Raw genomic sequence first — 20,797 nt, forward strand, 5'->3', positions numbered from 1 at the left:
CGGGGCGGATGAAGCTTAAGTCATGACCCGGAATTAAGCTGACCCCCACGGCCGCGGGGCCTACCGTCGCGACCAGGTTGTTCAGCTAGACGGAGGAAAGACATGCGTCTTTCGGTGATCGTTCTCGGGCTCGGGGCGGCGTTGGCGGCAGGCGCGGCGCACGCGCAGTCCGTCGAGATCAAGGACGCCGTCGTCCGCGTCACGGTGATCCCGGAGGCGCGCAGCAACATCAAGGTGGAGTTCCTGTCCAGCCATCCCAAGCTGCCGGTCCAGGTCCGCACCGAGGGCGGCAGGGTTGTGGTGGACGGCGGCCTGAACCGCAAGATCCGCAGCTGCGAAGGGGAGGGCGGCCGCGCCTCGGTCAACGTCGCCGGCGTCGGCTCGATCGCCTATGCGAATATGCCGCAGGTGGTGATCCGCACCCCCCGCGACGTGAACCTCGACAGCGGCGGCGCGGTGTTCGGGACGATCGGCAAGTCCGACAGCCTGCAACTGTCAAACGCCGGCTGCGGCGACTGGACGGTGGCCAATGTGAGCGGCCAGCTCAAGCTCAACCAGGCCGGTTCGGGCGACACCTATGTCGGCAGCGTGGGGCGCGCCAGCCTGCGCGTGGCCGGGTCCGGCGACATCAAAACCCAAGCTGTCAAAGGCCCCCTGGACGTCAACCTGGCCGGATCGGGCGATGTCTGGACGGCCTCGCTCGACGGCCCGCTGGACGTCAAGATCGCCGGCTCGGGGGACGTGAAGATCGCCGCCGGCCAGGTCGGGGCGATGACTGTTTCGGTGGCCGGATCCGGCGGCGTGGTCGTCGACGGCCCGGCGGAGTCGCTCAAGGCCCGCATCGCCGGGTCGGGCGACGTCAAGGTGAAGGCCGTGAAGGGCGCGGTGTCCAAAGCCGTCCTCGGCTCGGGCGACGTCGTGATCGGTTAGGGCGGGCGAGGCCACGCGCCGGCAAGTCTTGACGCCGGCGAGTCACCCACGTATAGACGCGCCTCCTGTTGGACCGGCTGTGTGCTTCGAAGTGATTTGAAGCACAGACGCGGTTCGCAGAACGGCCCGAAAATCGGTGGAAATCGGACTTTCGGGTTTGGCTCACGCGAGTTGTTCGCGCGAGCTCACGTCGTTTTTGCGGACTTACGCGTACGAATGTCTCCTATGAGGCGTTCGGGTTGGTCTTTGAAATGGTCAATGTCACGCGGACGGACCGCCGTCTGTAGGGGAAACTAAAGAGCGATATGGATCGTCAGAACATCCGCATCCGGCTCAAAGCCTTCGATCACCGCGTGCTGGACCATTCCACACGCGAGATCGTCAATACGGCTAAGCGCACCGGCGCGACCGTCCGGGGGCCCATCCCCCTGCCGACGCAAATCGAAAAATTCACCGTCAACCGTTCGCCGCACGTCGATAAGAAGTCGCGCGAGCAGTTCGAAATCCGCACGCACAAGCGCGTGCTCGATATCGTCGACCCCACCCCGCAGACCGTGGACGCGCTCATGAAGCTCGACCTGTCCGCCGGCGTGGACGTCGAGATCAAGCTTTAAGAAGGGGATCGGTCGATGCGTACCGGCGTGATCGCCAAGAAACTGGGTATGGCTCGCTTCTTCGATGAAGGCGGCGTCCATGTTCCTGTGACCGTTCTCAGCCTCGAAGGCTGCCAGGTCACGGGTCAGCGCACCCAGGACAAAGACGGCTATGTGGCTCTCCAGCTCGGTGCTGGCGCCAAGAAGGCCAAGAACACTTCGAAGGCCCTGCGCGGCCACTTCGCCAAGGCTCAAGTCGAGCCGAAGCGCGAAGTCGCGGAATTCCGCGTCACCGAAGAGAACCTGATCGAAGTTGGCGCGGAGTTCACCGCCGACCACTTCGTCGCCGGCCAAAAGGTCGACGTCACCGCCCTCACGGTCGGTAAGGGTTTCGCCGGCGCCATGAAGCGCTGGAACTTCGGCGGCATGCGCGCGACCCACGGCGTCTCGGTTTCGCACCGGGCCCATGGTTCGACCGGTAACCGCCAGGATCCGGGCAAGACCTTCAAGAACAAGAAGATGGCTGGCCATCTCGGCCAAGAGACCGTCACCACCCTGAACGTCACCGTCTGGAAGGTCGACGCCGAGCGTGGCCTGATCCTCGTGAAGGGCTCCGTGCCCGGCACCGAGGGCACCTTCGTGAAGATCCGCGACGCGGTGAAGTCGGCTCGTCCGGCTGAAGCCCCGGTCCCGGGCGGCTTCCGTAAGGCTGGCCAAGCGGCTGCGGCTCCGGTTGCTGAGGCTCCTGCGGTGGAAGAGGCTCCGGCCGACGCGCCGCAAGCTGGGGGCGAAGAACAGTAATGAAACTCGACGTCATCAAACTCGACGGCGGGAAGGGCGGTTCGATCGAACTGTCCGACGCCGTCTTCGGCATCGACGAGATCCGCGGGGACATCCTCCAGCGCATGGTGACTTGGCAGCTCGCCAAGCGCCGCGCCGGCACCCACAAGATCCAGGTCCGCAACGAGGTCTCTCGTACGGGCAAGAAGATGTACAAGCAGAAGGGCACCGGCGGCGCCCGTCACGGTTCGCGCCGTGCGGCTCAGTTCGTCGGCGGCGCCAAGGCCCACGGGCCTGTCGTGCGCAGCCACGCCTTCGACCTGACCAAGAAGTTCCGCGCCCTGGCCCTGCGTCATGCGCTGTCCTCGAAGGTCAAGTCGGGCGCTCTGGTGGTCGTCGACAGCGTGGCCCTGACCGAGGTGAAGACCTCGGCCCTGCGCGCCAACTTCGACAAGATCGGCCTGAAGAACGCGCTGGTCATCGCCGGCGCTGAGGTCGACGCGAACTTCGCGATGGCCGCTCGCAACATCCCGAACGTGGATGTGCTGCCGAACGCCGGCCTGAACGTCTACGACGTGCTGCGTCGCAAGACCCTGGTCCTGACCAAGGACGCGGTCGAAGCGATCAACGCGCGCTTTGCTGAGAAGGAAGCTGCGTAATGGCCGACCCCGTCGCCCGCCACTACGACGCCATCCTGTCGCCGGTGATCACGGAAAAGGCCACGCTGCTCTCGGAGCAGAACAAGGTCGTCTTCCGCGTCGCCAACGATGCGACCAAGGATGAAATCGCCGCCGCTGTTGAAGCGCTGTTCAAGGTCAACGTCACCAAGGTCAACACCTTGGTGGTGAAGGGCAAGACCAAGCGTTTCCGCGGCCGTCCGGGCCGTCGCTCGGACGTCAAGAAAGCTGTCGTGACCCTGGCCGAAGGCCAGTCGATCGACATCACCACGGGGCTCTAGTTCGATGGCTCTGAAGCATTTCAATCCGACCTCGCCGGGCCGTCGCGGCCTCGTGCTGGTCGACCGGTCCGAGCTCCACAAGGGCCGTCCGGAAAAGTCGCTCGTCGAAGGCCTGACCAAGTCGGGCGGTCGCGGCGGTAACGGCCGCATCGCTGTCCGCTTCCGCGGCGGCGGCGCCAAGCGCCTGTACCGTAAGGTCGACTTCAAGCGTCGTAAGTTCGACGTGCCGGCGACCGTTCAGCGTCTCGAGTATGACCCGAACCGTACGGCGTTCATCGCCCTCATCAAGTATGAGGACGGCGAGCTGGCCTACATCCTGGCTCCGCAACGCCTGAAGGCCGGTGACGTCGTCATCGCCGCCGAAAAGGCTGACGTGAAGCCGGGCAACGCCATGCCGCTCCGTGGCATGCCGATCGGCACGATCATCCACAATATCGAACTGAAGCCCCTCAAGGGCGGCCAGATGGCTCGTTCGGCTGGCGCCTACGCTCAGCTGGTCGGCCGTGACGCCGGCTACGCTCAGATCCGTCTGGGCTCGGGCGAACTGCGGATGGTGCAGGACACCTGCATGGCCACCGTCGGCGCCGTGTCGAACCAGGATCATATGAACCAGGTTCTGGGCAAGGCCGGCCGCACGCGTCACATGGGCTTCCGCCCGCACGTCCGCGGCGTCGTCATGAACCCGGTCGATCACCCGCACGGCGGCGGCGAAGGCCGCACCTCCGGCGGCCGCCACCCGGTCACCCCGTGGGGCAAGCCGACCAAGGGCTCGAAGACCCGCACCAACAAGGCGACGGATAAGTACATCATCCGTTCGCGCCACGCTCGGAAGGCTCGCTAAGCCATGACCCGTTCCGTCTGGAAAGGTCCGTTCGTCGACGGATACCTCCTCAAGAAGGCCGACAACGCTCTGTCGTCGGGCCGCAAGGACGTCATCAAGACCTGGTCGCGCCGCTCGACCATCATGCCGCAGTTCGTCGGCCTGACGTTCGGCGTGCACAACGGCCAAAAGCACGTCCCCGTGCTTATCAGCGAAGACATGGTCGGCATGAAGCTCGGCGAGTTCGCTCCGACCCGGTACTTCCCTGGCCACGCGGCCGACAAGAAGGCCAAGAGGAAGTAACCATGGCAAAGCAAGCTAAAGCGCGCCGGCTGACCGGCGTTGAGGCGATGGCCAAGGTGACGACTCTGCGCACCAGCCCGCGCAAGCTGAACCTCGTGGCTCAGTCGATCCGCGGTCTGAAGGTGCAGCGCGCCCTCAACGAGCTGGAGTTCAGCCACAAGCGCATCGCTCGCGATGTGCGCAAGGCGCTCTACTCGGCCATCTCGAACGCCGAGAACAACCACAACCTCGACATCGACAACCTGGTCGTCGCCGAGGCCTTCGTGGGCAAGAACCTGGTGATGAAGCGCTTCGCCGCCCGCGCTCGCGGTCGTGCTTCGCGCATCGAAAAGCCGTTCAGCGAGATCACCATCGTGGTCCGCGAATTGGGTGAGGCCGCCTGATGGGTCAGAAAGTCAATCCGGTCGGGCTTCGCCTCGGCATCAACCGCACGTGGGACTCGCGTTGGTTCGCCAAGAAGGCGGATTACGGCAAGCTCCTGCATGAGGACATCAAGATCCGTAAGCAGCTGAAGAAGCGCCTGTATCAAGCGGGCGTTTCGCGGATCATCATTGAGCGTCCCCACAAGAAGTGCCGCATCACCATCTATGCCGCGCGCCCTGGCGTGATCATCGGCAAGAAGGGTGCGGACATCGACAAGCTGCGCAAGGACGTTGCGGCGATCACGGAAGGCGAAGTTCACCTGAACATCGTCGAAATCCGTAAGCCGGAAACCGACGCCCAGCTGGTGGCCGAGAACATCGCCCAGCAGCTCGAGCGCCGCGTCGCGTTCCGCCGCGCCATGAAGCGTTCGCTGCAAAGCGCGATGCGTCTGGGCGCCAAGGGCATGCGCATCGAAGTCGCCGGCCGTCTGGGCGGCGCCGAAATCGCCCGTACCGAGTCGTATCACGAGGGCCGCGTTCCGCGTCACACCCTCCGGGCCGACATCGACTACGGCGTGACCGAAGCCTCGACCACCTACGGCATCATTGGCGTGAAGGTGTGGGTCTTCAAGGGCGAGGTCCTGGACCACGACCCGATGGCTCTCGACAAGCGCCTGGCCACCGAATCCGGCCCGGCCGGTGAGGGCGGCGGACGTGAACGTGGCGACCGCGGCGATCGCGGTCCGCGTCGCGACCGTCGTGAGCAAGCTGGAGCCTAAGGTAGAGCCATGCTGTCTCCGAAAAAGACCAAGTACCGCAAGCAGTTCAAGGGCAAGATCCATGGCGTTGCGAAGGGCGGCTTCTCGCTGAACTTCGGCTCCTATGGTCTGAAGTCCGTCGAACCGGAACGCATCACCGCGCGCCAAATCGAAGCGGCTCGTCGGGCGATCACTCGCCAGATGAAGCGCCAAGGTCGCGTGTGGATCCGGATCTTCCCGGACGTTCCGGTCACCGACAAGCCGGCTGAAGTGCGGATGGGTAAGGGCAAGGGCGCGGTCGAGTACTGGGCCGCGCGCGTTCACCCTGGCCGTATCATGTTTGAAATCGACGGCGTGCCGGACGATGTCGCTCGTGAAGCCCTGCGCCTCGGCGCCGCCAAGCTTCCGGTGAAGACCCGTATCGTCACCCGCATCGACGCCGCCGTGGAGCACGCGTGATGAAGATCGACGATATCCGGGGCATGACGCCCGACCAACTCGGCGAGGCCCTGCTGAACCTGAAGAAAGAGCAGTTCAACCTGCGCTTCCAGGCGGCGACCGGCCAGGTCGAGAAGACCCACCGCGTGAACGAAGTCCGTAAGGACATCGCGCGGATCAAGACCGTCCTGCACGCCAAGCAGACCGCGGCGTAAGGAGACAACGAACATGCCGAAGCGAATTCTCGAAGGCGTCGTCGTCTCGGACAAGGGCGACAAGACGATCGTGGTGAAGGTCGAGCGTACCTTCCTGCATCCGGTGCTGAAGAAGACCGTTCGTCGGTCGAAGAAGTACCACGCCCATGACGAGGCGAACGTCTACAAGGCCGGCGACATCGCGCGCATCATCGAATGCGCTCCGAAGTCGAAAACCAAGACCTGGGAAGCGCTGCCGAAGGGCGCTGACCAGCAAGCCTCCTAAAGAAAGTCTCATCCCATGATTCAGATGCAGACTAACCTCGAGGTCGCCGACAATTCCGGCGCCCGTCGTGTGATGTGCATCAAGGTGCTTGGTGGCGCTGGTCGCCGCTACGCCGGCGTTGGCGACAAGATTGTCGTCTCCGTGAAGGAAGCGATCCCGCGCGGTCGCGTGAAGAAGGGTGACGTGCTGCAGGCGATCGTCGTGCGCACGTCCTCCGCGATCAAGCGCAAGGACGGTTCGGTGATCCGTTTCGACAAGAACGCCGCCGTGATCGTCAACAAGCAATCCGAGCCGATCGGCACGCGGATCTTTGGCCCGGTTCCCCGTGAACTGCGCGCGAAGAACCACATGAAGATCATCTCGCTCGCTCCCGAGGTGCTGTAATGGCCGCGAAGATTAAGAAGGGCGACCGCGTTGTTGTCCTCACGGGCAAGGACAAGGGCCGTCAAGGCGCCGTCCTGCGCGTGCTGCCGAAGGAAGACCGCGTCGTGGTCGAAGGCCTGAACATGGTTCAGCGCCACACCCGTCCGACGCAGACCGACCCGCAAGGCGGCATCAAGAACAAGGAAGCGGCGCTCCACATCTCGAACGTGGCGATCGTCGACTCCAAGGGCAAGCCGACCCGCGTCGGCTTCCGGGTCGAAGGCGACAAGAAGGTCCGCGTCGCCAAGACGACCGGTGAGGTGATCAATGGCTGAGCAAGCTTATGAACCCCGGCTGAAGTCCGAATATCGCGCGCGCATCCGCGCCGCGATGAAGGAGCAGTTCGGCTACACGAACGAGATGCAGATCCCCAAGCTGGACAAGATCGTCCTGAACATGGGCATCGGTGAAGCCGTCTCGGACTCCAAGAAGGTCAACTCGGCGATCGCCGACCTGGCGAAGATCGCCGGTCAGAAGCCGCAGCCGACCAAGGCTCGTAACTCCATCGCCGGCTTCAAGCTGCGCGAAGGCATGGTCATCGGTGCGAAGGTCACCCTTCGTTCGGACCGCATGTACGAGTTTCTGGACCGCCTGATCACGATCGCGCTGCCGCGCGTGAAGGACTTCCGGGGCCTGAAGCCCACCTCGTTCGACGGTCGTGGCAACTACGCCATGGGTCTGAAGGAGCACATCGTGTTCCCGGAGATCAACTACGACCAGATCGATCAAATGTGGGGCATGGACATCATCGTCGCCACGACTGCGAAGACCGACGACGAAGCGCGCGCGCTTCTCAAGGAATTCCAGTTCCCGTTCGTTCAAGCGTAAGCGGCGGGAAGGAAAGAACAAATGGCCAAGAAAAGCGCCGTCAATCGCAACGAGATGGTCCGCAAGCTGGTGAAGCAATTCGCCAACAAGCGCGAAGAACTCAAGGCGATCGCCAACGACGAGAGCCTGCCGCTCGAAGAACGCTTCGAAGCGCGCCTGAAGCTCGCCGAACTGCCGCGTAACTCGTCCAAGACCCGCATCCGTAATCGTTGCGAAGTCACGGGCCGTCCGCGCGCCTACTACCGCAAGCTTAAGATGAGCCGGATCGCGCTGCGCGAACTGGGCTCTAACGGCCAGATTCCTGGCCTCGTCAAGTCGAGCTGGTGAGGAGGGTCTCATGGTGAACGACCCCGTTGGCGATATGATCGCCCGCATCAAGAACGCCGCCACCCGCGGCCGTTCGAAGGTTTCCACGCCGGCCTCGAAGATGCGCGCGCGCGTCCTCGACGTGCTCGCCGAGGAAGGCTACATCCGCGGCTACCAACTCGTTCAGAAGCCGGGCGCTTTCCCGGAATTCGAGATCGAGCTGAAGTACTTCGACGGCCAGCCGGTGATCGCTGAGATCCGCCGGATCTCGAAGCCGGGCCGCCGCGTCTACTCGTCGATCAAGGACCTGAAGCCGATCAAGAACGGCCTGGGTATCTCGATCCTGTCGACGCCGAAGGGCGTCATGTCGGACACGGCCGCGCGTGACGCGAACGTGGGCGGCGAAGTCCTGTTGCGGGTCTACTAAGATGTCGCGGATTGGAAAGAAGGCGGTCGCCGTCCCCGCGGGCGTGACGGTGACCATCGACGGCCAGACCGTCACGGTGAAGGGGCCCAAGGGCCAACTCGCCTGGACCGTGGCCGAAGAAATCGAAGTGAAGCAGGAAGGCGCTGAGCTCCTGCTCTCCAAGCGCGTCGACTCGACCCGGGCGCAAGCCATGTGGGGCCTGTCGCGCACCCTGGTGAGCAACATGGTGACCGGCGTGACCCAGGGCTTCGAGCAGACCCTCGAACTGGTCGGCGTCGGTTACCGCGCTGCGATGAAGGGCCAGGCGCTCTCCATGCAGCTCGGCTTCAGCCACGACGTCGACGTGCCCCCGCCCGCCGGGATCACGTTCGCCACGCCGAAGCAGACCGAGATCAAGATCTCGGGCATCGATAAGCAAGCCGTCGGCGAGATCGCCTCGAAGATCCGCCGCCTGCGTCCGCCGGAGCCCTATAAGGGCAAGGGCGTCCGTTATGCCGGCGAGAAGGTTCGCCGCAAGGAAGGCAAGAAGAAGTAGGTCATGGCTCTTAAACCCCGTGATACCGCCAAGCGGCGTGCCGAGCGCAACCGCATCCGTCTGCGGTCGGTGGCGAATGGTCGGCCGCGTCTGTCGGTCTTCCGCTCGTCCAAGAACATCTACGCCCAGGTCATCGATGATGAACGCGGCGTGACCCTGGCTGCCGCCTCGACCCTCGAGGGCGACAAGCAAAAGGGTTCTGACAAGGACGCTGCCGCCCGTGTGGGCGCGCTCGTGGCGCAACGCGCCATCGAAAAGGGCGTCAAGGACGTCGTCTTCGATCGTGGCGGTTACATCTACCACGGCCGGGTGAAAGCCCTGGCCGACGCCGCGCGCGAAGCCGGCCTGAACTTCTAGGGGTACGCTGATGGCTCGTGGAAACGAACAACGTGGTGGTGACGGCCAAGGCCGTCGTGACCGCAACCGCGGCAATCAAGCGGAAGAGCGCGCCGAATCCGACATCGTCGAGAAGCTGGTGCACATCAACCGCGTCGCCGCCACTGTGAAGGGCGGCCGTCGCTTCTCGTTCGCCGCCCTGATGGTGGTCGGTGATCAGAAGGGCCGCGTCGGCTACGGTCATGGCAAGGCGCGTGAAGTGCCGGAAGCCATCCGCAAGGCGACCGAGGAAGCCAAGAAGTCGATGATCCGCGTGCCGCTTCGCGAGAGCCGCACCCTGCACCACGACGGCGCTGGCCGTTGGGGCGCTGGCAAGGTCATGGTCCGCTCGGCGCCTCCGGGCACCGGCGTCATCGCCGGCGGTCCGATGCGTGCGGTGCTCGAAACCCTCGGCGTCCAGGACGTCGTCGGCAAGTCGGTCGGCTCGTCGAACCCCTACAACATGGTGCGCGCGACCTTCGAGGCGCTGAAGGCTCAGTCTTCGCCCCGCCAGGTCGCCGCCAAGCGCGGCAAGAAGGTCGCCGACGTGCTGGGCCGCAAGGCTGACAGCGCTGCGGTCGCCGCCGCTGACGGAGAGTAATCCATGGCTAAGGTGACCGTTCGTCAGACGGCGAGCCCCATCCGCCGCAAGAGCGATCAGCGCGCGACCCTCATCGGTCTCGGCCTGAACCGCATCGGCCGCGTGTCGGTCCTGGAAGACACCCCGTCGGTTCGCGGGATGATCGCCAAGGTCCATCACATGGTGGAAGTGATCGAAGGCTAAGCGCCTTTCGACTGGACGTTTAGGAGAGGCGGCGCCAAAAGCGTCGCCTCTTCGGCCGTTTCGGCGGCCAGAGTTTTCTTTTCAGCCGAGTCCGGGGCGGCGCCCTGGGCGACAGATCTCCAAGGAGAGGCGTCACATGACTAAGCTCAACGAACTTTCGCCGCGCGAAGGCTCCACCAAGAATCGCATGCGCGTCGGCCGCGGCCCGGGTTCGGGCAAGGGCAAGACCGGCGGTCGCGGTGTGAAGGGCCAGAAGTCCCGCACCGGCGTGTCGATCAACGGCTTCGAAGGCGGCCAGATGCCGCTGCACATGCGGATGCCGAAGCGCGGCTTCAACAACCCCTTCGCCAAGGAGTTCGCGGAAGTGAACCTGTGGCGTCTGGAGCAGGCGATCGCCGCCGGCAAGCTCGACGCCAAGAAGGCCATCGACGGTGCGGCGCTGGTCGCCGCCGGCGTGCTGCGTCGTGAAAAGGACGGCGTGAAGCTGCTCGGCAAGGGCGAGCTGAAGTCGAAGATCGAAATCACCGTCTACTCGGCCTCGGCCTCGGCCAAAGCCGCTGTCGAAAAGGCTGGCGGCAAGGTCACCACGACCGCTCCGGTCGTCGAAGCCGCCGAGTAAGCCGCTCTCCGCGCTTTCAGCGCGGGGACCCACGCTGATCGTCCGGCGCCGGCCTAGCCCGCTTCCACATCTTTGGGGGAGGGTGAGGCAAGGCGGCCGGATGACAGCGCAGGACGGACGCCCTATGTACGTCCGGTCCTTTAGTCTGGGGTTCTAAATGGCTTCGGCCGCCGAACAGCTCGCAGCGAATATGAACTTCGGCGCCTTCCAAAAGGCGACGGAGCTGCACAAGCGCATCCTCTTCACCCTGGGTGCGCTGATCGTCTATCGCCTCGGGACCTACATCCCGATCCCGGGCATCGACCCGGCGGCGTTCGCCCAGGCCTTCCAAGGCCAGGCGCAGGGCATCCTGGGGATGTTCAACATGTTCTCGGGGGGCGCCGTCCAGCGGATGGCGATCTTCTCGCTGAACGTGATGCCGTACATCTCGGCCTCCATCATCGTTCAGCTGCTCGGCACGGTTTATCCGCCGTGGGAGAAGCTGCGTAAGGAAGGCGGGGAGGCGGGGCGCAAGACGCTCAACCAGTACACCCGTTATCTGACGGTGATCCTGGCGCTGTTCCAATCCTTCGCCATCGCCACCGGGCTGCAGAACAGCCCTGGCCTGGTGTTGAACCCCGGCCTGTTCTTCCTGGCTTCGACGGTCGTGACCCTGACCGGCGGGACCCTGTTCCTGATGTGGCTGGGCGAGCAGATCACCAGCCGCGGCGTCGGCAACGGCGTGTCGCTGATCATCTTCGCCGGCATCGTCGCGGTGCTGCCGCAGGGCGTCTGGCAGATGTTCACGATGACGCGGACCGGTTCGCTGTCGCCGTTCGCGATGTTCGCGATCATCGCCTTGGCCATCGCCGTCGTGTTCGCCATCGTCTTCATGGAGCGCTCGCAGCGCCGGCTGCTGGTGCAGTATCCCAAGCGCCAGCAAGGCAACCGCATGTTCGGCGGCGACACCTCGTTCCTGCCGCTGAAGATCAACACCGCCGGCGTCATCCCGCCGATCTTCGCCTCGTCGCTGCTGTTGCTGCCGACGACCGCGATGGGCTTCCTGGCGACCGCCGACCTGCCGGCCTGGGCGCAATGGCTGCCCGGGATGGTGGGCCAGCTGCAGCACGGACGCCCGGCGTTCATGGTGCTCTATGCGCTGCTGATCATCTTCTTCTGCTTCTTCTACACCTCGGTCGTGTTCAATCCGGACGACACCGCCGAGAACCTGCGCAAGTACGGCGGCTTCCTGCCGGGGATTCGCCCGGGCAAGCGGACGGCCGAGTATCTCGACTATGTGCTGACGCGCCTGACGGTGATCGGCGCGGCGTACATCACGCTGGTCTGTCTGATGCCGGAAGCGCTGATCGGCTACTTCAAGGCGCCGTTCTATCTGGGCGGGACCTCGATCCTGATCGTGGTCAGCGTGACCATGGATACGGTGACGCAGATCCAGTCGCACCTGCTGGCCCACCAGTACGAAGGCCTGATCAAGAAATCCAAGCTCCGCGGCGGACGCGGGCGCTAGGGATCGGACCGGCCGAAAGGGGCGGCCGGGGAGGGGGATGTTTTGACGATGAATTTGATCCTGTTCGGCCCGCCTGCGGCGGGCAAGGGAACCCAGGCCAAACGGCTGGTGGACTCCCGCAAGATGGTCCAGCTCTCCACCGGAGACATGCTGCGGGCCGCGATCGCTTCGGGCTCCGAGCTTGGCAAGCGGGTCGAGGGCGTGATGCAGCGTGGCGAACTGGTCACCGACGAGATCGTCATCGCGCTGATCGAGGAGCGTCTGCCGGAGGCCGAGGCGGCCGGCGGGGCGATCTTCGACGGCTTTCCGCGGACCTTGGCCCAAGCCAGGGCGCTGGATGAGATGCTGGCCAAGCGCGGATCGCGAATCGATCTAGTGCTGCGCCTGAAAGTGGACGACGAACAGCTGCTGCAGCGGGTCGCCGGTCGCTTCGCCGAATCGGGTCGCCCCGACGACAACCCCGAGAGCTTCAAGGTGCGGCTCTCGGCCTACAACGACCAGACCGCACCCTTGCTGCCGTACTATCAGGACCAGAAAAAACTGGTCGAGCTGGACGGCATGGGGTCGATCGAGGACGTCGCCGCCGGAATCGACCAGGCCCTCAAGGCCTGACGACCGGCGACAAACCCGCCCAGCGATTGCGGAATTCTGAAAAGCTTCAGATTCCTGCGATTGCTCCATTGACGGAAACGCAACGTTCCCTATAACGGTGCGCTTCCGCGAAAGGGCGCGAAGGACGTGCCGGCCTTCCCATACGGGATTCTGGGCCGGGGCGCCGTTCGCGCTTCTCTGCGTGACTAGGAGATTCAACGCGTGGCCCGTATCGCTGGCGTCAACATTCCGACTAACAAGCGCGTCGTTATTGCGCTGCAGTACATCCATGGGATCGGCCAGGCGAAAGCCAAGGAGATCGTCCAGAAGGTTGGCATTGAGGACGCTCGCCGCGTCAATCAATTGTCCGACGCTGAGGTGCTGCAGATCCGCGAAGCGATCGACCGCGACTACCTCGTTGAGGGCGATCTGCGTCGCGAGACGGCGGTCAACATCAAGCGTCTGATGGACCTGGCCTGCTACCGCGGCCTGCGTCACCGTAAGGGCCTCCCGGTCCGCGGTCAGCGCACCCACACGAACGCCCGTACCCGCAAGGGTCCGGCCAAGCCGATCGCCGGCAAGAAGAAGTAAGAGAGCTTAGCGATGGCCAAGGAACCGGCGCGCGTCAAACGTCGCGAACGCAAGAACATCACCTCGGGCGTGGCGCACGTGAACGCCTCGTTCAACAACACCATGATCACCATCACGGACGCGCAGGGGAACACCATCTCCTGGTCGTCGGCCGGTATGATGGGCTTCAAGGGTTCTCGGAAGTCGACCCCGTACGCCGCGCAGATGGCGGCCGAGGACGCTGGCCGTAAGGCCGCCGAGCACGGCGTGAAGACGCTGGAAGTGAACGTCTCGGGTCCGGGTTCGGGCCGTGAGTCGGCGCTCCGCGCGCTGCAGGCCGTCGGTATGACGATCACCACCATTCGCGACGTGACCCCCATTCCGCACAACGGCTGCCGGCCGCCCAAGCGCCGGCGGGTCTAAGTACCGCAGTACCGCACTCCCCACGCGCCGGACCGAGCTCTTCGTGTCCGGCGATCCTGCGTTTCGAGGGACATCTCTACGTGATCGAAAGAAACTGGAACGAGCTCATCCGTCCCGAGAAGCCGCTGATCGAGGCCGGAACCGACGCGAACCGCAAGGCGCGTCTGGTGGCCGAGCCGCTCGAGCGCGGTTTCGGGGTGACGCTCGGCAACAGCCTCCGCCGGGTGCTGCTGTCGTCGCTGCAGGGCGCGGCCGTCACCGCCGTCCAGATCGACGGCGTGGTGCATGAGTTCTCGTCGCTGGAAGGCGTTCGCGAGGACGTTGTCGACATCGTCCTCAACATCAAGCAACTGGCGCTGCGCATGCACGCCGAGGGCCCCAAGCGCATGACGCTGAAGGCCACCGGCCCGGGCGCTGTGACCGCCGGCCAAATCGAAGTCCCGTCGGACATCGAGATCCTGAATCCTGACCACGTGCTCTGCACGCTGGACGACGGCGCCACCGTGCGCATGGAGTTCACGGTCAACAACGGCAAGGGCTATGTCCCGGCCGAGCGTAACCGTCCGGAAGATGCTCCGATCGGCCTCATCGCCGTCGACAGCCTCTATTCGCCGGTCAAGCGCGTCGCCTATCGCGTCGAGCCCACCCGCCAGGGCCAGAGCCTCGACTACGATAAGCTGATCATGGAAGTGGAAACCAACGGCGCGATTTCGCCGGTGGACGCGGTGGCCTTCGCCGCCCGCATCCTCCAGGACCAGCTGCAGATCTTCATCACCTTCGAAGAGCCGAAGAAGAAGGTCGAAGGCGAGAGCAAGCCGGAACTGCCGTTCAACCCGGCGCTGCTGAAGAAGGTCGACGAGCTCGAGCTCTCGGTCCGCTCGGCGAACTGCCTGAAGAACGACAACATCGTCTACATCGGCGACCTGATCCAGAAGACCGAGGCGGAAATGCTCCGCACTCCGAACTTCGGCCGCAAGTCGCTGAACGAGATCAAGGAAGTGCTCGCGGGCATGAACCTGCATCTCGGCATGGACGTGCCGAACTGGCCGCCGGAAAACATCGAAGAACTCGCCAAGAAGTTCGACGATCAGATGTAAGACCCTCCGAGGCCCGCCTGGCGGGCCTCGGTTCTTATGGACTCTGCGCTGACTCCAAGCCGCTTTGGCGGCAAGGGCCCGATGAAGCCGCAATTGCGGGTGAGGGCTCCGGCGCTTCGTTTTGACCCAGGCGGGAGCGGGCTGGGACTTGGTTAGGCAAGGATGTGATCCCGCAGGTCGGGGGGCGTCCAGCGGGTCGAGCGACCCTGGAGAAATGAAATGCGTCACGGCAAAGCCCACCGCAAACTCGGTCGTACGACCGCCCACCGCACCGCGATGTTCGCCAACATGGCGGCGAGCCTGATCAAGCACGAGCAGATCGTCACGACTCTGCCGAAGGCCAAGGAACTGCGCCCGGTCGTCGAAAAGCTGGTCACCCTGGCCAAGCGCGGCGACCTGCATGCTCGCCGTCAGGCGATCAGCAAGGTTCGCGACGTCGAGCAGGTCGGCAAGCTCTTCGCCGTCCTCGGCCCGCGCTACAAGGAACGTCAGGGCGGCTACATCCGCGTCCTGAAGGCCGGCTACCGCTACGGCGACAACGCCCCGCTGGCCGTGATCGAGTTCGTCGATCGCGACCCGGCCGAAAAGGGCAAGGATTCGGGCCCGGTCCAGGACGTCGGCTTCGCCGACGAATAAGGCCAGCCTGCAGTCTGCAGACTTTCAGAGCCCCGGATGGAAACATCCGGGGCTTTTGCGTTGCCGGGAGGTCGTCTCCTGGCGCGCGGATAGTCCTGGGCGCATGCTGGCCGGATGAATGCGCCGCAGACCCAAGCCCAGGTCGAGGGCTTCATCGACAAGTACGATCAGGCGATCGCAGCGCAGATCCGGGCGGCCCGCGCGATCATGCGCGCGCGGCTGCCAGGCGCGCTCGAGCTGGTCTACGACAACTACAACGCCCTCGCGATCGCTTATGGCCCGACTGAGCGGCTCGCCGACGTCATCTGTTCGATCGCCGCCTATCCCCGCTGGATCAGCCTGTTCCTGGCTCACGGCGCGACGCTCGATGATCCCGACGGTCTGTTGAAGGGCGAGGGGAGCCGGATCCGACACGTGGTCCTCGAGACCGCGGACCGCCTGCAGTCCGCCGGGGTGGCCGCGCTGCTGGATCAGGCGCTACGCCGGGCCCGCCCGCAGCTGGATCCCGCCCAACCGTTCCGAACGGTCGTCAAGTCGATCTCGGCGAGGCAGCGCCCGCGTCGCCCGTCCGAAAAGTAATTGCTATAAACGGAAAATATTGTATGATTTTGAAATCGATTGATCGGCGCCGACGAGCAGCCTGACGCGGCCGCCGGCGGCGCCATTGGCCGGGAGGCCTGACATGAGTGATCGCGCGAAGCTGCCGACAATCGGTCCATTGCTCTGGTATCGTGACCCGATGGCCGCGATCGCCTGGCTCGAGAACGCCTTCGGTTTCGAGACCCGCATGGTGGTCGAGGACGGCCAGGGTGGGGTGATCCACTCCGAACTCGTCCTTCATGACGGCTACATCATGGTCGTCGGGCCGCCCAGCGGACGCGCGGTCAGTCCCGCGGCCTTCGGCGGCCGGGCTACTCAGTCGGTGCACGTGCAACTGGCGGAGGGCGTCGATGCGGTCTGCGAGCGCGCTCGCGCCGCCGGCGCGGTCATAGAGCGCGAGCCCGCGGATCAGCCCTACGGCGACCGTGTCTTCACCTGCCGCGACCTTGAAGATCATCCCTGGTCGTTCGGCCAGACCGTCCAGGCGCTGTCCGTCGAAGAGATGGAACGGGCCACCGGCCACACCATCAAAGCTTGAAACTGAAGGGAGAACGTCATGTCCGGTTTGCGCTCCGCCGTGTTCTATCAGGATCCCAAGGCCGCCTTGGCGTGGCTGGAGAAAGCCTTCGGGTTCGAGTTGGCGATGCTGCTGGAAGACGCCGAGGGCAATGTCGCCCACTCGCAAATGGAATTCGGCGACAGCTACGTGATGGTCGGCCAGGAATGGAGCGCTGACCACAAGAGCCCGAAGTCCGTCGGCGGCAAGAACACCCAGACCGTCCACATCCAGATCGACACAGATCTCGACGAGCACTTCGCCCGCGCCAAGGCGGCCGGCGCGATCATCGACGCCGAGCCGCAGATGCAGTTCTACGGGGACAAAACCTATCGCTGCCGCGATCCTGAAGGACACATCTGGACCGTGTCGCAGACCGTTCAGGCTGTGAGCCGCGAAGACGCCGAGGCCGCCAGCGGCCTGAAGATCACCGGCTGGCGATGAACGCGGCGCGACAGGTCGACTCGACCCTTGCCGCGCTGGCTGATCCCTACCGCCGGCAGGTCGTTGATCTGCTGGCCCGGGGGCCGCGCCCGGCGGGGGAACTGGCTCGCGAGCTCGGCCTCTCGCCGCCAACCATGAGCCGTCACCTGCGGACGCTGCGGGAAAGCGGGCTGGTGGAGGAGAGCCACCCCCAGTTCGACGCACGCGTCCGCATCTACGCCTTGAGGCCCGAACCCATGGTGCATCTGTTGCGCTGGCTGGAAGAGAGCGAGCGGCTTTGGAGCGAACAGCTCGTCGCGTTCAAGGCGCATGTCGAGAAGACGCCGTGACCTCGAAGGTCTTCGTCGCGCTGCGGGTGAAGGCGCCGCCGGAGCGGGCGTTCGCGGCCTTCGTCGGCGAGATCGGCGCCTGGTGGCGACCCAACGGGCTGTTCCAGACGACGCCACGCGCGCCAGGCGTGCTGGCCTTCGAACCGAGGGCGGGCGGTCGTCTGACCGAGACCCTGGCGAACGGCAAGGTGTTCGAGATCGGGCGGATACGCGCCTGGGAGCCCCCGTCGCGGCTGGTCTTCTCGTGGCGCCAGGCGAACTTCCCGCCTGAACTTCATACTGAGGTTGAGGTGCGGTTCGAGGCGGTTGGCGAAGAGACGCGTGTCAGCGTCGAGCATCGCGGCTTCGATCAGGTTCCGGAGGGCGCAGCCCGCCATGGCTTCCCCGATCAGGCGCTGCTGATGCGCCTGGCCGAGTGGTGGCAAAGGCTGCTGACATCCTATCGCGATACGTCGGCCTAAGGGCCTGAACATGATAGTTCATAGATCGAAACGGCCCGGAGCGGCCGAACGGAGGATGTCATGACCGACCGAGCAGAGAGCGCCGGCGGCGTGGCCGACGACAGGCGCTGGGCAGGTGCGTTCCGGTTCATCTTCGCTGCGGCGGTGATCAACGCCGTCTCGTTCGGGATCATGATCCCGGTGCTGCCCAACCTGATCAAAGAGTTCACTGGCGGCGACACCGCCGCGGCCTCCGAGTGGAACGTGGTGTTCGGCGCGGTCTGGGGCGTCATGCAGCTGTTCTGCGGGCCGATCCTGGGCATGCTGTCGGACCGCTACGGCCGCCGGCCGATCCTGCTGGTGTCGCTGGGCGGTCTGGCGATCGACTTCCTGTTCATGGCCCTAGCGCCCAGTCTGATGTGGCTGTTTGTCGGCCGCATCATCAACGGCCTCACGGCCGCCAGCTTCTCCACCGCCAACGCTTATGTCGCCGACGTCACGCCGCCGGGCAAACGCGCCAAGGCGTACGGGTGGATGGGCTCGGCGTTCTCCTTCGGCTTCCTGGTCGGGCCGGCGCTGGGCGGGTTCCTCGGCGATATCGACCTGCGTCTGCCGTTCTTCGTGGCCGCGGGGCTGACGACCATCAACTGGCTCTACGGCTTCTTCATTCTCCCGGAGTCGCTGCCGCCTGAGAAACGCGTCGCCAAGTTCGACTGGAAGCGCGCCAATCCGGTGGGATCGCTCAGCTTCCTGCGCTCGCACAACGAGCTGCTAGGCTTGGCGAGCATCGGGTTCCTGTTCCAGCTGGCCCATACCGTGCTGCCGGCGATTTTCGTGCTCTACACCGGCTATCGCTATGGTTGGACGCCGGGCTTCATGGGGCTGACCATGATGGCCACCGGCCTGGCCGGCGTGCTGGTGCAGACCCTGCTCGTCGGGCCGGTCGTCGCGCGCATCGGGGAGCGAGGCGCTCTGTTGCTGGGGGCCGCGGCGGGGGCCGCTGGCTTCACCATCTATGGTCTGGCGAACACGGGCTGGAGTTACATGATCGGCGTGCCGGTTTTCGCGCTCATGAACTTCCTGATGCCGGGCCTGCAAGGACTGATGACCCGTCGCGTCGAGCCCTCGGCGCAGGGACAGCTGCAGGGCGCCAACCAGGCGCTACAGGGCATCGCCTCGGTGATCGGGCCGATCGTGTTCGGCATGACCTTCGCCTGGTCGATCAGGCACGATGGTGTGATGCACCAGCCTGGCCTGGCCATTTACCTGGCGGCGGGATTGTTGGTCTGCGCTTTCCTTTTGTCCCTGAGAGTTGGACGGCCGACCAAAAGGCAAGGGGAAGAGGAACGAGGTGTTCCGCAACCTCGCGATGAGGATTAGACCTTCGCCATCATTGCGCCTGAAAACTCCTGAGAGTGCCGGTGCACGACGATGCTTGGAGACTCTATGCGCGCCTTTCGCGTCCTGATTCCCGCCCTGGCCCTGCTGGCCGCCTGCTCTGACCCTGCAGCCAAATCCAACGCCCAGATCCCGCCGCTGGCCCAGCCGTCCCGGGCCGCGCCAGGCGACGCGCTGACCATGAAGTCCTCGTTTGCGCCGGTCGTGAAGCGGGCGGCGCCGGCCGTGGTCAACATCTCGTCCAAGCGCCTGGTGCGACAGCGGGCCGATCCGTTCTGGGAGATGTTCGGCATGGGCGCCCCGCGCGAGCGGATCCAGGGCTCGCTGGGCTCTGGCGTCATCGTCCGCGCCGACGGCATCGTGGTGACGAACAACCACGTCGTGGAAGGAGGGCAGGAGATCACCGTCGCCCTGGCCGACCGCCGCGAGTACACCGCCCGTGTTCTGCTGGCCGACCCGCGTACGGATCTTGCCGTGCTGAAAATCGACGTTGGCAATGAGCGCCTGCCGATCCTGGCGATCGACGATTCCGGCGAGGCCCAGGTCGGCGATCTGGTGCTGGCCATCGGCGACCCCTTCGGCGTCGGCCAGACGGTCACCAATGGGATCATCTCGGCCCTGAACCGCACGGCCGACCCGAACGGTGACGCCTCTAACGCCTACATCCAGACCGACGCGGCGATCAATCCGGGCAACTCCGGCGGCGCACTGGTGGACATGGACGGCGACTTGATCGGGGTGAACAGCTTCATTCTCTCGCGCTCGGGCACTTCGTCGGGCGTCGGGTTCGCTGTGCCGGCGGCGATCGTCAGGCGCGTGGTGGAAACCGCCGCCGGCGGGGGGCAGGCGGTCGTGCGGCCCTGGCTGGGCGCGCGCACCCAGACGGTCACCGCAGAGCTGGCTCGCAGCATGGGCATGAGCGTGCCGCAGGGCGCGCTGGTGGCCGACATCTGGCCGAACGGTCCGGCCGCGCGCGCAGGCCTGCGCCAGGGCGACGTCATCGTCTCGGTCGATGGCCGTCCCGCGGTCGACGCGGCGGCGGTGGCCTATGCCGTCTCCTCGCGGCGGCCGGGGGACAGCATCAAGCTGGGCGTGCGCCGCGGTAGTGGCGAGCAGACCCTGACCCTCCGCGCCGAGGCGCCGCCGGCGACCCCGGCCAAGGACGAGCAGGTGATCTCGGGGCGCAATCCGTTCGACGGGGCGACGGTCATGAACCTGTCCCCGGCGGTGGCCGAGGAACTGGGCATCGATCCGTTCGCCGGCCGCGGCGTGCTGGTGACCAACATCAGTCGCGGCTTTGCGATGAACGCCGGCCTGCGCCCGGGCGACCTGGTCCGCAAGGTCAACGGCCGCGAGATCGGCAGCGTGCGGGAACTGACGGGCGTACTCGGCTCCGGCGGCGGTCAGTGGCAGGTGACCATCGAGCGCAATGGCCAGGAGATCACCGCCAACTTCCGGACCTGACGCTCGCCCCAGTCCGTGAAGGG

General features: G+C 65.1%; 35 protein-coding genes. All 35 read left to right on the plus strand.

Features of this window, described 5'->3' with window-relative positions:
* Positions 1–102: 102 nt before the first annotated feature.
* The 35 genes from C0481_RS20710 (at position 103) to C0481_RS20880 (ending at position 20,774) form a co-directional block, all read left to right on the plus strand.
* Positions 103–930, plus strand: a complete 828-nt coding sequence (locus C0481_RS20710; protein WP_293407504.1) for a DUF2807 domain-containing protein — start codon at positions 103–105, stop codon at positions 928–930.
* 305 nt (positions 931–1,235) lie between these two features.
* Positions 1,236–1,544, plus strand: a complete 309-nt coding sequence (rpsJ, locus tag C0481_RS20715; protein ID WP_056018070.1) for a 30S ribosomal protein S10 — start codon at positions 1,236–1,238, stop codon at positions 1,542–1,544.
* 15 nt (positions 1,545–1,559) lie between these two features.
* Positions 1,560–2,324, plus strand: coding sequence for a 50S ribosomal protein L3 (gene rplC / locus C0481_RS20720; protein ID WP_293407507.1), 765 nt, complete (start codon positions 1,560–1,562; stop codon positions 2,322–2,324).
* On the plus strand, positions 2,324–2,962 hold the full coding sequence (gene rplD, locus C0481_RS20725; protein ID WP_267231788.1) for a 50S ribosomal protein L4: 639 nt from the start codon (positions 2,324–2,326) through the stop codon (positions 2,960–2,962). The genes rplC and rplD overlap by 1 nt, the downstream gene beginning before the upstream one ends.
* Entirely contained in the window at positions 2,962–3,261 is a 300-nt protein-coding gene (locus C0481_RS20730) for a 50S ribosomal protein L23 (protein WP_056018075.1), read from the plus strand. Before rplD ends, C0481_RS20730 begins: the two co-directional genes overlap by 1 nt.
* Before the next feature lie 4 nt (positions 3,262–3,265).
* A complete protein-coding gene (gene rplB, locus C0481_RS20735; RefSeq protein WP_293407511.1) occupies positions 3,266–4,102 on the plus strand; it encodes a 50S ribosomal protein L2 in 837 nt (278 codons plus the stop codon).
* Between the two features lie 3 nt (positions 4,103–4,105).
* A complete protein-coding gene (rpsS, locus tag C0481_RS20740; protein ID WP_183777103.1) occupies positions 4,106–4,384 on the plus strand; it encodes a 30S ribosomal protein S19 in 279 nt (92 codons plus the stop codon).
* A gap of 2 nt (positions 4,385–4,386) precedes the next feature.
* Positions 4,387–4,767 carry a 50S ribosomal protein L22 gene (gene rplV, locus C0481_RS20745; protein ID WP_056018081.1) on the plus strand — a complete coding sequence of 127 codons (381 nt, stop codon included), beginning with the start codon at positions 4,387–4,389 and terminating at the stop codon, positions 4,765–4,767.
* Positions 4,767–5,525 (plus strand): 30S ribosomal protein S3, encoded by a 759-nt coding sequence (gene rpsC, locus C0481_RS20750; protein ID WP_056018083.1) that lies wholly within the window; start codon positions 4,767–4,769, stop codon positions 5,523–5,525. Before rplV ends, rpsC begins: the two co-directional genes overlap by 1 nt.
* Before the next feature lie 9 nt (positions 5,526–5,534).
* A complete protein-coding gene (rplP, locus tag C0481_RS20755; RefSeq protein ID WP_183777101.1) occupies positions 5,535–5,963 on the plus strand; it encodes a 50S ribosomal protein L16 in 429 nt (142 codons plus the stop codon).
* Positions 5,963–6,157, plus strand: coding sequence for a 50S ribosomal protein L29 (rpmC, locus tag C0481_RS20760; protein WP_267231792.1), 195 nt, complete (start codon positions 5,963–5,965; stop codon positions 6,155–6,157). Before rplP ends, rpmC begins: the two co-directional genes overlap by 1 nt.
* Before the next feature lie 13 nt (positions 6,158–6,170).
* The gene (gene rpsQ / locus C0481_RS20765) at positions 6,171–6,422 is read left to right on the plus strand and encodes a 30S ribosomal protein S17 (protein WP_056018088.1); all 252 of its coding nucleotides are present in this window, start codon (positions 6,171–6,173) and stop codon (positions 6,420–6,422) included.
* Positions 6,423–6,437: 15 nt separating this feature from the next.
* A complete protein-coding gene (gene rplN / locus C0481_RS20770) occupies positions 6,438–6,806 on the plus strand; it encodes a 50S ribosomal protein L14 (protein WP_056018090.1) in 369 nt (122 codons plus the stop codon).
* Positions 6,806–7,120 (plus strand): 50S ribosomal protein L24, encoded by a 315-nt coding sequence (gene rplX, locus C0481_RS20775; protein WP_056018092.1) that lies wholly within the window; start codon positions 6,806–6,808, stop codon positions 7,118–7,120. Before rplN ends, rplX begins: the two co-directional genes overlap by 1 nt.
* A complete protein-coding gene (gene rplE, locus C0481_RS20780; RefSeq protein WP_293407517.1) occupies positions 7,113–7,673 on the plus strand; it encodes a 50S ribosomal protein L5 in 561 nt (186 codons plus the stop codon). The genes rplX and rplE overlap by 8 nt, the downstream gene beginning before the upstream one ends.
* Before the next feature lie 21 nt (positions 7,674–7,694).
* The gene (gene rpsN / locus C0481_RS20785) at positions 7,695–8,000 is read left to right on the plus strand and encodes a 30S ribosomal protein S14 (RefSeq protein WP_056018096.1); all 306 of its coding nucleotides are present in this window, start codon (positions 7,695–7,697) and stop codon (positions 7,998–8,000) included.
* A 10-nt stretch (positions 8,001–8,010) separates the two neighbouring features.
* Complete coding sequence (rpsH, locus tag C0481_RS20790) at positions 8,011–8,406, plus strand: 30S ribosomal protein S8 (protein WP_056018098.1); 396 nt, start codon at positions 8,011–8,013, stop codon at positions 8,404–8,406.
* Between the two features lies 1 nt (position 8,407).
* Positions 8,408–8,941, plus strand: a complete 534-nt coding sequence (gene rplF / locus C0481_RS20795; RefSeq protein WP_293407523.1) for a 50S ribosomal protein L6 — start codon at positions 8,408–8,410, stop codon at positions 8,939–8,941.
* A gap of 3 nt (positions 8,942–8,944) precedes the next feature.
* Positions 8,945–9,298 carry a 50S ribosomal protein L18 gene (rplR, locus tag C0481_RS20800; protein WP_293407525.1) on the plus strand — a complete coding sequence of 118 codons (354 nt, stop codon included), beginning with the start codon at positions 8,945–8,947 and terminating at the stop codon, positions 9,296–9,298.
* Positions 9,299–9,308: 10 nt separating this feature from the next.
* A complete protein-coding gene (gene rpsE, locus C0481_RS20805; protein ID WP_183777093.1) occupies positions 9,309–9,917 on the plus strand; it encodes a 30S ribosomal protein S5 in 609 nt (202 codons plus the stop codon).
* Between the two features lie 3 nt (positions 9,918–9,920).
* A complete protein-coding gene (gene rpmD / locus C0481_RS20810; protein WP_183777092.1) occupies positions 9,921–10,100 on the plus strand; it encodes a 50S ribosomal protein L30 in 180 nt (59 codons plus the stop codon).
* 136 nt (positions 10,101–10,236) lie between these two features.
* Positions 10,237–10,719, plus strand: coding sequence for a 50S ribosomal protein L15 (gene rplO, locus C0481_RS20815; protein WP_293407528.1), 483 nt, complete (start codon positions 10,237–10,239; stop codon positions 10,717–10,719).
* A 157-nt stretch (positions 10,720–10,876) separates the two neighbouring features.
* Positions 10,877–12,226: a preprotein translocase subunit SecY gene (gene secY, locus C0481_RS20820; protein ID WP_293407530.1), complete on the plus strand. Its 1,350-nt coding sequence runs from the start codon at positions 10,877–10,879 to the stop codon at positions 12,224–12,226.
* A 48-nt stretch (positions 12,227–12,274) separates the two neighbouring features.
* The gene (locus tag C0481_RS20825; protein ID WP_293407532.1) at positions 12,275–12,838 is read left to right on the plus strand and encodes an adenylate kinase; all 564 of its coding nucleotides are present in this window, start codon (positions 12,275–12,277) and stop codon (positions 12,836–12,838) included.
* A 201-nt stretch (positions 12,839–13,039) separates the two neighbouring features.
* On the plus strand, positions 13,040–13,408 hold the full coding sequence (rpsM, locus tag C0481_RS20830; RefSeq protein WP_056018113.1) for a 30S ribosomal protein S13: 369 nt from the start codon (positions 13,040–13,042) through the stop codon (positions 13,406–13,408).
* 12 nt (positions 13,409–13,420) lie between these two features.
* Complete coding sequence (gene rpsK / locus C0481_RS20835) at positions 13,421–13,810, plus strand: 30S ribosomal protein S11 (protein WP_056018114.1); 390 nt, start codon at positions 13,421–13,423, stop codon at positions 13,808–13,810.
* 80 nt (positions 13,811–13,890) lie between these two features.
* Positions 13,891–14,907 (plus strand): DNA-directed RNA polymerase subunit alpha, encoded by a 1,017-nt coding sequence (locus tag C0481_RS20840; protein WP_293407535.1) that lies wholly within the window; start codon positions 13,891–13,893, stop codon positions 14,905–14,907.
* 219 nt (positions 14,908–15,126) lie between these two features.
* Positions 15,127–15,543 carry a 50S ribosomal protein L17 gene (rplQ, locus tag C0481_RS20845; protein WP_293407537.1) on the plus strand — a complete coding sequence of 139 codons (417 nt, stop codon included), beginning with the start codon at positions 15,127–15,129 and terminating at the stop codon, positions 15,541–15,543.
* Positions 15,544–15,657: 114 nt separating this feature from the next.
* On the plus strand, positions 15,658–16,122 hold the full coding sequence (locus C0481_RS20850) for a hypothetical protein (RefSeq protein ID WP_293407539.1): 465 nt from the start codon (positions 15,658–15,660) through the stop codon (positions 16,120–16,122).
* A 103-nt stretch (positions 16,123–16,225) separates the two neighbouring features.
* Positions 16,226–16,681: a VOC family protein gene (locus C0481_RS20855; RefSeq protein ID WP_293407541.1), complete on the plus strand. Its 456-nt coding sequence runs from the start codon at positions 16,226–16,228 to the stop codon at positions 16,679–16,681.
* Between the two features lie 18 nt (positions 16,682–16,699).
* The gene (locus tag C0481_RS20860; protein ID WP_293407543.1) at positions 16,700–17,143 is read left to right on the plus strand and encodes a VOC family protein; all 444 of its coding nucleotides are present in this window, start codon (positions 16,700–16,702) and stop codon (positions 17,141–17,143) included.
* Positions 17,140–17,472, plus strand: coding sequence for a metalloregulator ArsR/SmtB family transcription factor (locus C0481_RS20865; protein ID WP_293407546.1), 333 nt, complete (start codon positions 17,140–17,142; stop codon positions 17,470–17,472). The genes C0481_RS20860 and C0481_RS20865 overlap by 4 nt, the downstream gene beginning before the upstream one ends.
* A complete protein-coding gene (locus tag C0481_RS20870) occupies positions 17,469–17,933 on the plus strand; it encodes an SRPBCC family protein (protein ID WP_293407548.1) in 465 nt (154 codons plus the stop codon). Before C0481_RS20865 ends, C0481_RS20870 begins: the two co-directional genes overlap by 4 nt.
* A gap of 60 nt (positions 17,934–17,993) precedes the next feature.
* The gene (locus C0481_RS20875) at positions 17,994–19,292 is read left to right on the plus strand and encodes a TCR/Tet family MFS transporter (protein WP_293407550.1); all 1,299 of its coding nucleotides are present in this window, start codon (positions 17,994–17,996) and stop codon (positions 19,290–19,292) included.
* Positions 19,293–19,358: 66 nt separating this feature from the next.
* Entirely contained in the window at positions 19,359–20,774 is a 1,416-nt protein-coding gene (locus C0481_RS20880; protein WP_293407552.1) for a Do family serine endopeptidase, read from the plus strand.
* Positions 20,775–20,797: the final 23 nt, after the last annotated feature.

This window comes from Phenylobacterium sp., assembly GCF_013822795.1.
Lineage (GTDB): Bacteria > Pseudomonadota > Alphaproteobacteria > Caulobacterales > Caulobacteraceae > Phenylobacterium.

Coding starts and splice junctions, on each gene's coding strand:
- secY (WP_293407530.1), top strand. CDS start 10,877: ATGGCTTCGGCCGCCGAACAGCTCGCAGCGAATATGAACTTCGGCGCC.
- rpsN (WP_056018096.1), top strand. CDS start 7,695: ATGGCCAAGAAAAGCGCCGTCAATCGCAACGAGATGGTCCGCAAGCTG.
- C0481_RS20855 (WP_293407541.1), top strand. CDS start 16,226: ATGAGTGATCGCGCGAAGCTGCCGACAATCGGTCCATTGCTCTGGTAT.
- rpsJ (WP_056018070.1), top strand. CDS start 1,236: ATGGATCGTCAGAACATCCGCATCCGGCTCAAAGCCTTCGATCACCGC.
- rplP (WP_183777101.1), top strand. CDS start 5,535: ATGCTGTCTCCGAAAAAGACCAAGTACCGCAAGCAGTTCAAGGGCAAG.
- rpsE (WP_183777093.1), top strand. CDS start 9,309: ATGGCTCGTGGAAACGAACAACGTGGTGGTGACGGCCAAGGCCGTCGT.
- rpsQ (WP_056018088.1), top strand. CDS start 6,171: ATGCCGAAGCGAATTCTCGAAGGCGTCGTCGTCTCGGACAAGGGCGAC.
- rpmD (WP_183777092.1), top strand. CDS start 9,921: ATGGCTAAGGTGACCGTTCGTCAGACGGCGAGCCCCATCCGCCGCAAG.
- rplX (WP_056018092.1), top strand. CDS start 6,806: ATGGCCGCGAAGATTAAGAAGGGCGACCGCGTTGTTGTCCTCACGGGC.
- rpsS (WP_183777103.1), top strand. CDS start 4,106: ATGACCCGTTCCGTCTGGAAAGGTCCGTTCGTCGACGGATACCTCCTC.
- rplD (WP_267231788.1), top strand. CDS start 2,324: ATGAAACTCGACGTCATCAAACTCGACGGCGGGAAGGGCGGTTCGATC.
- C0481_RS20825 (WP_293407532.1), top strand. CDS start 12,275: ATGAATTTGATCCTGTTCGGCCCGCCTGCGGCGGGCAAGGGAACCCAG.
- rplB (WP_293407511.1), top strand. CDS start 3,266: ATGGCTCTGAAGCATTTCAATCCGACCTCGCCGGGCCGTCGCGGCCTC.
- rplC (WP_293407507.1), top strand. CDS start 1,560: ATGCGTACCGGCGTGATCGCCAAGAAACTGGGTATGGCTCGCTTCTTC.
- rplR (WP_293407525.1), top strand. CDS start 8,945: ATGGCTCTTAAACCCCGTGATACCGCCAAGCGGCGTGCCGAGCGCAAC.
- rpsH (WP_056018098.1), top strand. CDS start 8,011: ATGGTGAACGACCCCGTTGGCGATATGATCGCCCGCATCAAGAACGCC.
- rplN (WP_056018090.1), top strand. CDS start 6,438: ATGATTCAGATGCAGACTAACCTCGAGGTCGCCGACAATTCCGGCGCC.
- rplQ (WP_293407537.1), top strand. CDS start 15,127: ATGCGTCACGGCAAAGCCCACCGCAAACTCGGTCGTACGACCGCCCAC.
- rplO (WP_293407528.1), top strand. CDS start 10,237: ATGACTAAGCTCAACGAACTTTCGCCGCGCGAAGGCTCCACCAAGAAT.
- rplF (WP_293407523.1), top strand. CDS start 8,408: ATGTCGCGGATTGGAAAGAAGGCGGTCGCCGTCCCCGCGGGCGTGACG.
- C0481_RS20860 (WP_293407543.1), top strand. CDS start 16,700: ATGTCCGGTTTGCGCTCCGCCGTGTTCTATCAGGATCCCAAGGCCGCC.
- rpsC (WP_056018083.1), top strand. CDS start 4,767: ATGGGTCAGAAAGTCAATCCGGTCGGGCTTCGCCTCGGCATCAACCGC.
- C0481_RS20880 (WP_293407552.1), top strand. CDS start 19,359: ATGCGCGCCTTTCGCGTCCTGATTCCCGCCCTGGCCCTGCTGGCCGCC.
- C0481_RS20865 (WP_293407546.1), top strand. CDS start 17,140: ATGAACGCGGCGCGACAGGTCGACTCGACCCTTGCCGCGCTGGCTGAT.
- C0481_RS20710 (WP_293407504.1), top strand. CDS start 103: ATGCGTCTTTCGGTGATCGTTCTCGGGCTCGGGGCGGCGTTGGCGGCA.
- rplV (WP_056018081.1), top strand. CDS start 4,387: ATGGCAAAGCAAGCTAAAGCGCGCCGGCTGACCGGCGTTGAGGCGATG.
- C0481_RS20875 (WP_293407550.1), top strand. CDS start 17,994: ATGACCGACCGAGCAGAGAGCGCCGGCGGCGTGGCCGACGACAGGCGC.
- rpmC (WP_267231792.1), top strand. CDS start 5,963: ATGAAGATCGACGATATCCGGGGCATGACGCCCGACCAACTCGGCGAG.
- rplE (WP_293407517.1), top strand. CDS start 7,113: ATGGCTGAGCAAGCTTATGAACCCCGGCTGAAGTCCGAATATCGCGCG.
- C0481_RS20850 (WP_293407539.1), top strand. CDS start 15,658: ATGAATGCGCCGCAGACCCAAGCCCAGGTCGAGGGCTTCATCGACAAG.
- rpsK (WP_056018114.1), top strand. CDS start 13,421: ATGGCCAAGGAACCGGCGCGCGTCAAACGTCGCGAACGCAAGAACATC.
- C0481_RS20730 (WP_056018075.1), top strand. CDS start 2,962: ATGGCCGACCCCGTCGCCCGCCACTACGACGCCATCCTGTCGCCGGTG.